Annotated in this window: 9 protein-coding genes; 4 read left to right on the forward strand and 5 right to left on the reverse strand. The window is 73.8% G+C overall.

Going from position 1 to position 8,366, the window contains the following annotated elements:
- A partial coding sequence (locus ACFWUQ_RS30415) for a helix-turn-helix domain-containing protein (RefSeq protein WP_384544449.1) occupies window positions 1-632 on the reverse strand: 632 nt, incomplete at its 3' end.
- Between the two features lie 166 nt (window positions 633-798).
- On the opposite strand from ACFWUQ_RS30415, the gene ACFWUQ_RS30420 reads away from it, so the two are divergent.
- Together ACFWUQ_RS30420 and ACFWUQ_RS30425 are read left to right on the forward strand one after the other, a co-directional pair.
- Complete coding sequence (locus tag ACFWUQ_RS30420) at window positions 799-1,413, forward strand: hypothetical protein (RefSeq protein WP_384544451.1); 615 nt, start codon at window positions 799-801, stop codon at window positions 1,411-1,413.
- Window positions 1,414-1,484: 71 nt separating this feature from the next.
- Window positions 1,485-1,763: a DUF6343 family protein gene (locus ACFWUQ_RS30425; RefSeq protein WP_384544453.1), complete on the forward strand. Its 279-nt coding sequence runs from the start codon at window positions 1,485-1,487 to the stop codon at window positions 1,761-1,763.
- 26 nt (window positions 1,764-1,789) lie between these two features.
- Here the strand turns inward: ACFWUQ_RS30425 and ACFWUQ_RS30430 are convergent, their stop codons facing one another.
- From ACFWUQ_RS30430 to rpsA, 4 genes are all read right to left on the reverse strand, one after another.
- Window positions 1,790-2,197, reverse strand: coding sequence for a tetratricopeptide repeat protein (locus ACFWUQ_RS30430; RefSeq protein WP_384544455.1), 408 nt, complete (start codon window positions 2,195-2,197; stop codon window positions 1,790-1,792).
- 66 nt (window positions 2,198-2,263) lie between these two features.
- Window positions 2,264-2,884, reverse strand: coding sequence for a dephospho-CoA kinase (coaE, locus tag ACFWUQ_RS30435; protein ID WP_384544457.1), 621 nt, complete (start codon window positions 2,882-2,884; stop codon window positions 2,264-2,266).
- 100 nt (window positions 2,885-2,984) lie between these two features.
- A complete protein-coding gene (locus ACFWUQ_RS30440) occupies window positions 2,985-3,923 on the reverse strand; it encodes a PAC2 family protein (protein WP_384544465.1) in 939 nt (312 codons plus the stop codon).
- 209 nt (window positions 3,924-4,132) lie between these two features.
- Window positions 4,133-5,644, reverse strand: coding sequence for a 30S ribosomal protein S1 (rpsA, locus tag ACFWUQ_RS30445; RefSeq protein ID WP_384544459.1), 1,512 nt, complete (start codon window positions 5,642-5,644; stop codon window positions 4,133-4,135).
- Between the two features lie 344 nt (window positions 5,645-5,988).
- Here rpsA and ACFWUQ_RS30450 point away from each other — a divergent pair, with 344 nt between their 5' ends.
- Both ACFWUQ_RS30450 and ACFWUQ_RS30455 read left to right on the forward strand, forming a co-directional pair.
- Complete coding sequence (locus tag ACFWUQ_RS30450; RefSeq protein WP_384544461.1) at window positions 5,989-6,837, forward strand: class I SAM-dependent methyltransferase; 849 nt, start codon at window positions 5,989-5,991, stop codon at window positions 6,835-6,837.
- 1 nt (window position 6,838) lies between these two features.
- The coding region (locus ACFWUQ_RS30455; RefSeq protein WP_384544463.1) for a helicase-related protein at window positions 6,839-8,366 on the forward strand (1,528 nt) is incomplete at its 3' end.

Genomic DNA, 8,366 nt, shown 5'->3' on the forward strand with positions numbered 1-8,366 from the left:
GCCCCCGGCCGCGGGCCGCGCCGTTCCGGGCCGACCGCCGCCAGGGCCGCGACGACCACCGCGCCCGCCGCCACACCCGCGGCGGCGGCCACGGCGCCCCGCCGCCGGTACCAGGGCGGCCGGACCCCGGTCCCGGGAGCGGCGGCGGAACCGGAACCCGGATCGGAGCCGAGACCGCCCGCCCCCACGGGCGCGGGCACGGGTACGGGCGCGGCGGTCGTACCGTCCGAAGCACCGCCCGGAACACCGCCCGGCTCACCGTCCGGCGTCCCCGGCGTCCCCGGCGTCCCGGACGTCCCGGCGCCGGTCGGCGCCACCCGTACCGCCGCCCGTCGCCGCGCGTCCGCCAGCAGCCATGCCCGGTGCAGCTCCACCGCCTCCGCCTGCGAGGCCCCGCAGAGCCGCGCGAAGCGGTCGACCACCGCGAACTCCGCCGGTACCGCCTCTCCCCGGCAGTACCGGTGCAGGGTCGAGGTGCTCGTGTGCAGCTTGCGCGCGAGCACCCCGTAACTCAGCCCGGCGCGCTCCTTCAGTTCCCGCATGAGCCGGGCGAACCGCTCCGCCTCGCCCGAACCCGCGCCTTCGGCCCCACCCTCGCCCCGACCCGCGTCCACGGCGTTCCCCCGTCCCACGACTGTGTTCCATGCAAGGGGTGTTCCCCCAGGTGACAGCACGTACGGTCGTTCCAGTGTCCCGAATCCGCCCCGATCCGTCGCCCGACACCCCGGGCCGGGGCAAGGCTGCTGACGTGCACCGCAGCAGCGGTCACCACACCGACCACCACGGGGAGAACCGACCATGCTCCGACGCTCCGCCGCCGCCTCCACGCTCACCGCGCTCGTCGCGGCGGCCGCCGCGCTCGTCCTCACCGCCTCGACCTCCGCCACGGCCGCCTCGGCGCCCGGCTTCCTGGGCGCCGCCGACCTGCCGCCCCACCCCGCCTCGCCGTGGTTCGCGGGGAAGGTCACCCAGGGCCTGCCCGAGTTCGCGCCGTTCTGCCTGGAGGGCGTGCTCCCTGCCGCGGGCAGTCGGCACCGGCAGTTCGGCACCGAGTACGACACGAGCGCCACGCAGATCTCCGTCCGCGCCGCGTCGACGGCCGCCGCCGCCAAGCTGGTCGGGAGGCTGGAGCGGCAGGTCGCGGCGTGCGCCGCGGACTGGCTGCGGACGAACCCGGGCGGTACCGCCTCCTGGCAGGACTACGGGACCCTCCCCGTCGAGGAGGGCGCGCACGTCTACGGGGTGCACAGCTCCCTGCCCGAGTCCGAGCCCGGCGCGCACCTGTACGGGATCGGTCGCGACGGCTCCACCGTCACCGTCGTGACGTGGGGGCAGATGGGCACCCTGGCGCAGGCCCCGGTCACCGCCTTCAAGAAGACCACCGCCAAGGCGGTCAACAAGCTCAACCCGTGAGCACGGCGTCCGCGCGGCGCCGGTGGGACCATGGGAGTCGGGCTTCCTCCAGCCGATCCGAGGCGATGGCCATGCGTTCCGGGAACGAGCCGGTGACCGCCCGCAGTCCGCTGCGGATGCGTTTCTGGCTGAGCCTGTGGGGGCTGGTCTGGGCGGTCGCCGGGGCGGTGGCGTTCTCGCTGGCCGACCGTTCCGGGTGGGCGGCCGTCTGCGCGGTGGTCGCGCTGCTGGCCGCCGTGGACCTTGCCGTGGTGACCCGGCACATCCGCCAGGGGCCGCACTACCAGCCCGGCCCGGACGTCCCCCCGTACGAGCCGCCCCAGCTGCCGAAGGGGCCCCGTACGCGCTGAGGGCGGCGCCCGGGACCCGGCGGCGGCTACCGCTCGAAGCGGGCGGCCTCCAGGTACTCCGGCTGCGGGTCGAGGGCCGCGGCCAGCCGGAAGTGCTTGCGTGCCTGCTCGGGCCGGCCGGACCGCTGGTGGGTGCGGGCCAGCGCGAAGTGGGCGAAGGCGTTGTCCGGCTCCCGCTCCAGAACGAGCTCGAACTCCAGCGCCGCCGGGCGGAGTTGCGCGGCGGCGAAGAAGGCCCGGGCGCGCAGCAGCCGGGCCGCCGTGTTCTCGGGGTGGGCCGCTATGACGGAGTCGAGCAGCTTGACCGCGCCGCGCGGGTCACGTGCGGCGAGCAGCTGCTCGGCGGCCCGGTAGTCGATGACGTGCGTCTCGGGACTCGCCGATCCGGACGAGGACGACGACGATGACGAGGACGGCGGCGTGGTGTCGGACACGGTCTGTTCCTTCCCTCTACAGCCGCGTTCAACGCTCGACGGCGGCCCCGCTATTCCATGAGCACGTCAGGCGCGGGCCTCGGACGCGCGCTCCGCGGCCCGCTCGGCGAGCTCCTTCCACACCGCGCGGACCTGCGGCTCCAGCGCCTCCAGCGGCCCGTCGTTGTCGATGACGAGCGTGGCCACCGCCAGCCGCTGCTCCCGGGTGGCCTGCACGGCCATCCGGGCCCGCGCCTCCTCCTCGGCCATGCCGCGCCGCCCGGTCAGTCGCGCCAGCTGGGTCTCGGCCGCCGCGTCCACCACGACCACCAGGTCGTACAGCGGCGCCAGGCCGTTCTCCGCGAGCAGCGGTACGTCGTGCACCACGATGGCGTCGGCTCCGGCGGCGGCCTCCAGCTCGGCGGACCGGGCCCCGACCAGCGGGTGCACGATGGCGTTGAGGGTCTGGAGCTTCGCCGGATCGGCGAACACGATCGAGCCCAGCTTCGGCCGGTCCAGCGCTCCTTCGGGGGTCAGTACCGACTCCCCGAAGGCCGCCACGACCGCCGCGAGCCCGGGCGTGCCCGGCTCGACGACCTCCCGTGCGATCCGGTCGGCGTCGACGACCACCGCCCCGTACCCCGCCAGAAGGCGCGAGACCTCGCTCTTGCCGGCACCTATTCCGCCCGTCAGGCCCACTTTCAGCATGCTCAGCAGCCTAGCGCCGCGCCCCGCGGTCTTCACGGCCGCGGCGCCTCCCGATGCCGGGGCGCCCGGGGCGGCCCGCTGTCCTGGGCGCCCGGACGTCTCAGCCCTCGCCCTCGCGCTCCGCCAGGAACCGCTCGAACTCGCGGCCGATCTCGTCCGCCGACGGGATCTCGGCGGGCTCGGCGATCATGTTGCCCCGGGTCTCGGCGCCGGCCGCCGCGTCGTACTGGTGCTCCAACCCCTGGACCAGGGCGACCAGCTCCTCGTCACCCTCCCGGATCTGCCGGTCGATCTCCGTCTGGGTGCGGTGCGCCTCGGTGCGCAGCGCGTGCGCCACGGCCGGCAGCACCAGCCCGGTCGCCGCCGTGATCGCCTCCAGGGCCGTCAGAGCGGCGTCCGGGTACGGGGAACGGGCGACGTAGTGCGGTACGTGCGCGGCGACGCCGAGCACGTCGTGCCCGGCCTGGGCGAGGCGGAACTCGACGAGCGACTCCGCGCTGCCCGGTACCTGCGCCTCGTCGAAGGGGCTGCGGTGGCCGGGCATGAGGTCGGTCCGGTTGCCGTGCGGGGTGATGCCGACGGGCCGGGTGTGCGGGACGCCCATGGGAATGCCGCGGAAGTTGACGGAGAGGCGGACTCCCAGGCGCTCGACGATCTGCCGGACGGCGACGGAGAAGCGCTCCCACTCCACGTCCGGCTCCGGGCCGGAGAACAGGAGGAAGGGGGCGCCGGTGGCGTCCTGGACGATCCGGACCTCCAGCCGGGGCTCCTCGAACTCGCTCCAGTGGTCGCGGCGGAAGGTCAGCAGGGGCCGCCGGGCCCGGTAGTCCACCAGGCGGTCGGCGTCGAAGCGGGCCACCAGCTGGTGGGGCAGGGTGTCGAGCAGCCGCTCGATGATCTGGTCGCCGGCCTCGCCCGCGTCCATGTACCCCTCGAAGTGATACAGCATGACCAGGCCTGCCGAGTCCTGGGTCAGCGCCAGGTCGGCCACCGCCAGCCCCTTGGCGTCCCATTCGTACAAACCCTGCGGATCAAGCACCGTCACCACTCCTCCTCGCCGTGTTCTCTGCGAAGAACATCCAAAGGGCCTCAGCCATTCCCCAGTTGGGCTTCCCGCGCGCCCTTCGCGGGAACGCGGCGGTCCCGGGGCAGGGAACGCGGAGAGGCCCGCCCCCCGAAGGGGACGGGCCTCACCGTGCTACGCGACTACTCAGCTCGGCTCGCACCGGAGTGCGATGCGCGCTGCGATCAGCTCTGGCCGCCGGCCAGCTTCTCGCGGAGCGCGGCCAGGGCCTCGTCCGACGCCAGGGCGCCGGAGGTCTCGTCCGACTCCGAGGAGTACGAACCGCCCGAGATGTTGCCCGCACCGGCGTTGCCACTGGCGGCGGGGGCGGCAGCACCCTCGGCGGCAGCGGCCTCGTCGGCCTCGCGGCTCTTGATGACCTGGGCCTGGTGCTGCTCGAAGCGCTGCTGCGCCTCGGCGTACTGGGTCTCCCAGGCCTCGCGCTGCTTGTCGAAGCCTTCGAGCCAGTCGTTGGTCTCGGGGTCGAAGCCCTCGGGGTAGATGTAGTTGCCCTGGTCGTCGTACGACGCGGCCATGCCGTACAGGGTCGGGTCGAACTCGACCGACGCCGGGTCGGTGCCGAAGGACTCGTTGGCCTGCTTCAGCGACAGCGAGATCCGGCGACGCTCAAGGTCGATGTCGATGACCTTGACGAAGATCTCGTCGTTGACCTGGACGACCTGCTCCGGGATCTCCACGTGGCGCTCGGCCAGCTCGGAGATGTGGACCAGGCCCTCGATGCCCTCGTCCACGCGGACGAACGCACCGAACGGAACCAGCTTGGTGACCTTACCCGGGACGACCTGACCGATCTGGTGGGTCCGGGCGAACTGCTGCCACGGGTCCTCCTGCGTCGCCTTCAGCGACAGGGAGACGCGCTCGCGGTCCATGTCCACGTCGAGGACCTCGACGGTGACTTCCTGACCGACCTCGACGACCTCGGACGGGTGGTCGATGTGCTTCCAGGACAGCTCGGAGACGTGCACGAGACCGTCGACGCCACCGAGGTCCACGAAGGCACCGAAGTTGACGATCGAGGAGACGACGCCGGAGCGGACCTGACCCTTCTGCAGGGTGGTGAGGAACGTCTGGCGAACCTCGGACTGGGTCTGCTCAAGCCAGGCACGGCGGGACAGGACCACGTTGTTGCGGTTCTTGTCCAGCTCGATGATCTTCGCTTCGAGCTCCTTGCCCACGTAGGGCTGGAGGTCGCGGACGCGACGCATCTCGACGAGAGAGGCCGGCAGGAAGCCGCGGAGGCCGATGTCGAGGATGAGACCACCCTTGACGACCTCGATGACGGTACCGGTGACGATGCCGTCTTCTTCCTTGATCTTCTCGATGGTGCCCCAGGCACGCTCGTACTGAGCGCGCTTCTTCGAGAGGATCAGGCGGCCTTCCTTGTCCTCCTTCTGGAGAACCAGGGCCTCGATCTCGTCGCCGACCTTGACGACCTCGTTCGGGTCGACGTCGTGCTTGATCGAGAGCTCGCGGCTCGGGATGACGCCTTCGGTCTTGTAACCGATGTCGAGGAGAACCTCGTCCCGGTCAACCTTGACGATGACGCCGTCGACGATGTCGCCATCGTTGAAGTACTTGATCGTCGCGTCGATCGCCGCGAGGAACGCGTCCGCGTCGCCGATGTCGTTGACCGCAACCTGCGGAGTGGTGGCGGTGGTCTCGGTGCTGCTCGTCATGTGGGAAAGGGCTCCGGTTACGGACAGAAAGTCGTAGGTACTGCTACGCCGGGAGCCCTTATCGGCATCCACCGAAGACCGGACAGCCAAGGAGGCCCCCGATCCGCAGAGGATGCGGCGGGGCCTCGAAAACCGAGGGGACATCAACAGATGCAAGCGCAGCCTGCTAGGTCTGAGGAGCACAGGCTCGCAGCGCAACTTGTAGCATACGGGGGCAGCCGGACAGGGTCAATGCGCGAAGGCGCACACCCCGGGCGGATCGCCGCACAACCGGCACAATTCGTGGGTGGGGAAGTACTGATGGCAGGTCCCGCCACATTTCGCAGACTACGACGACGGGCCCCATGAACCAAGAGGACTACGGCACCGAAGACGCCCGCGGGGCGGATTCGACGGCCGCGGACGACTCCGAGGCCACCCGGCGTGACGCCGGGGAAGCGGAGAGCAGCCGAGCGAGCCGCGGCTGGTGGGACCGCAACGCCGACGAGTACCAGAGCGACCACGGCGCCTTCCTGGGCGACGACCGTTTCGTCTGGGGCCCCGAGGGCCTGGACGAGGCACAGGCGGCCCTGCTGGGCCCCGCCGCCTCCCTGCGCGGCAAGGACGTCCTGGAGATCGGCGCCGGCGCCGCCCAGTGCTCGCGCTGGCTGGCCGCCCGGGGCGCCCGGCCGGTCGCCCTCGACCTCTCCCACCGCCAGCTCCAGCACGCCCTGCGCATCGGCGGGGACGTCCCCCTGGTCGAGGCCGACGCCGGCCGGCTGCCCTTCCGCGACGGCACCTTCGACCTCGCCTGCTCCGCGTACGGGGCCGTCCCCTTCGTCGCCGACCCGGTGAACGTCATGCGCGAGGTGCACCGCGTGCTGCGCCCCGGCGGCCGCTGGGTCTTCTCCGTCACCCACCCCGTCCGCTGGGCCTTCCCCGACGAGCCCGGCCCCGAGGGCCTGTCCGTCGCCGCCTCCTACTTCGACCGGACGCCGTACGTCGAGCAGGACGAGGAGGGCCGCGCGGTGTACGTCGAGCACCACCGCACCCTCGGCGACCGGGTCCGCGACGTGGTCGCGGGCGGATTCAGGCTCGTGGACCTGGTCGAACCGGAGTGGCCCGCCTGGAACAGCCAGGAGTGGGGCGGTTGGTCCCCGCTGCGCGGCAACCTGATCCCCGGCACCGCGATCTTCGTCTGCGAGCGCGACTGACGTGATCCGTACCGCCGCCCTGGACGCCCTCCCGGTACGGGAGGCCGTGCCCGCCCTCGTCTCCTCGCTGGCCGACCACGGCGCGGCGGTGCTCTGCGCGCCGCCGGGCACCGGCAAGACCACGCTGGTGCCGCTGGTCCTGGCCGGGCTGGTGGGCGGCGGCGCGCGCCGCCGGGTCGTGGTGGCCGAGCCCCGGCGGATCGCCGCCCGCGCGGCGGCGCGCCGGATGGCCTGGCTGCTGGGCGAGCGGGTCGGCGAATCGGTCGGCTTCACCGTGCGCGGCGAGCGGGTCGCGGGCCCCGCCACCGTGGTCGAGGTGGTGACCACCGGCGTACTGCTCCAGCGGCTCCAGCGGGACCAGGAGCTGGCCGGCGTGGACGTCGTGTTGCTGGACGAGTGCCACGAGCGGCACCTGGACGCCGACACCGTCGCCGCCTTCCTCCTGGACGTACGGGAGGCCCTGCGCCCGGAGCTGCGCCTGGTGGCGGCCTCGGCGACGACCGACGCGGCGGGCTGGGCCCGGGTGCTGGGCGGCGCGCCGGTGGTGGAGGCCGCCGGGGTCGCGTACCCGGTGGAGACCGTCTGGGCGCCGCCCGCCCGGCCGGTGCGGCCGCCGCACGGGATGCGGGTGGACCCGGCGCAGCTGGCGCACGTGGCCGCGGTGGTACGGCGGGCACTGGCGGAGCGCACGGGCGACGTCCTGTGCTTCCTGCCGGGTGTCGGGGAGATCGCCCGCGTCGCCGGGCAGCTGCGCGGGGTGGACGCGGAGGTGCTGCAGGTCCACGGCCGGGCCCCGGCGGCCGTGCAGGACGCGGCGCTGACGGCCGCACCGCACCGCCGCGTGATCCTGTCGACGTCGGTCGCGGAGTCGAGCCTGACCGTCCCGGGGGTACGCGTGGTGGTGGACTCCGGGCTCGCCCGCGAACCCCGGGTGGACCACGCCCGGGGCCTCGGCGCGCTGGCGACCGTACGCGCGTCGCGCGCGGCGGGCCGCCAGCGGGCGGGCCGGGCCGGGCGCGAGGCGCCGGGCACGGTGTACCGCTGCTGGGGCGAGGCGGAGGACGTCCGGCTGCCCGCGTTCCCCGCCCCGGAGATCCGGGTCGCGGACCTGACGCAGTTCGCCCTGCAGGCGGCCTGCTGGGGCGACCCGGAGGCGGCCGGGCTGGCGCTGCTGGACCCGCCGCCGGCCGGGGCGATGGCGGCTGCGCGGGAGGTCCTGACCGCCGTGGGCGCCGTGGACGGCTCCGGCCGGCCGACCCCGCGCGGGCTGCGCATGGCCCGGCTGGGGCTGCACCCGCGGCTGGCCCGGGCCCTGCTGGACGGTTCCGCCGCACTCGGTGCCCGGCGGGCGGCGGAGGTGGTGGCGCTGCTCAGCGAGGAACCGCCGCGGGAGTACGGGGACGACCTGGCCGCGGCCTGGCGGGCGGCGAGGCGGGGTGCGGACGGGTACGCCTCGCGCTGGCGCGCGGAGGTCCGCCGCCTGGAGCGGGCCGCGGCCGAGCCGGCGGGGGCCTCCCCCGCCGCGCCCC

The sequence above is a fragment of the Streptomyces sp. NPDC058662 genome (genome assembly GCF_042716255.1).
Lineage (GTDB): Bacteria > Actinomycetota > Actinomycetes > Streptomycetales > Streptomycetaceae > Streptomyces.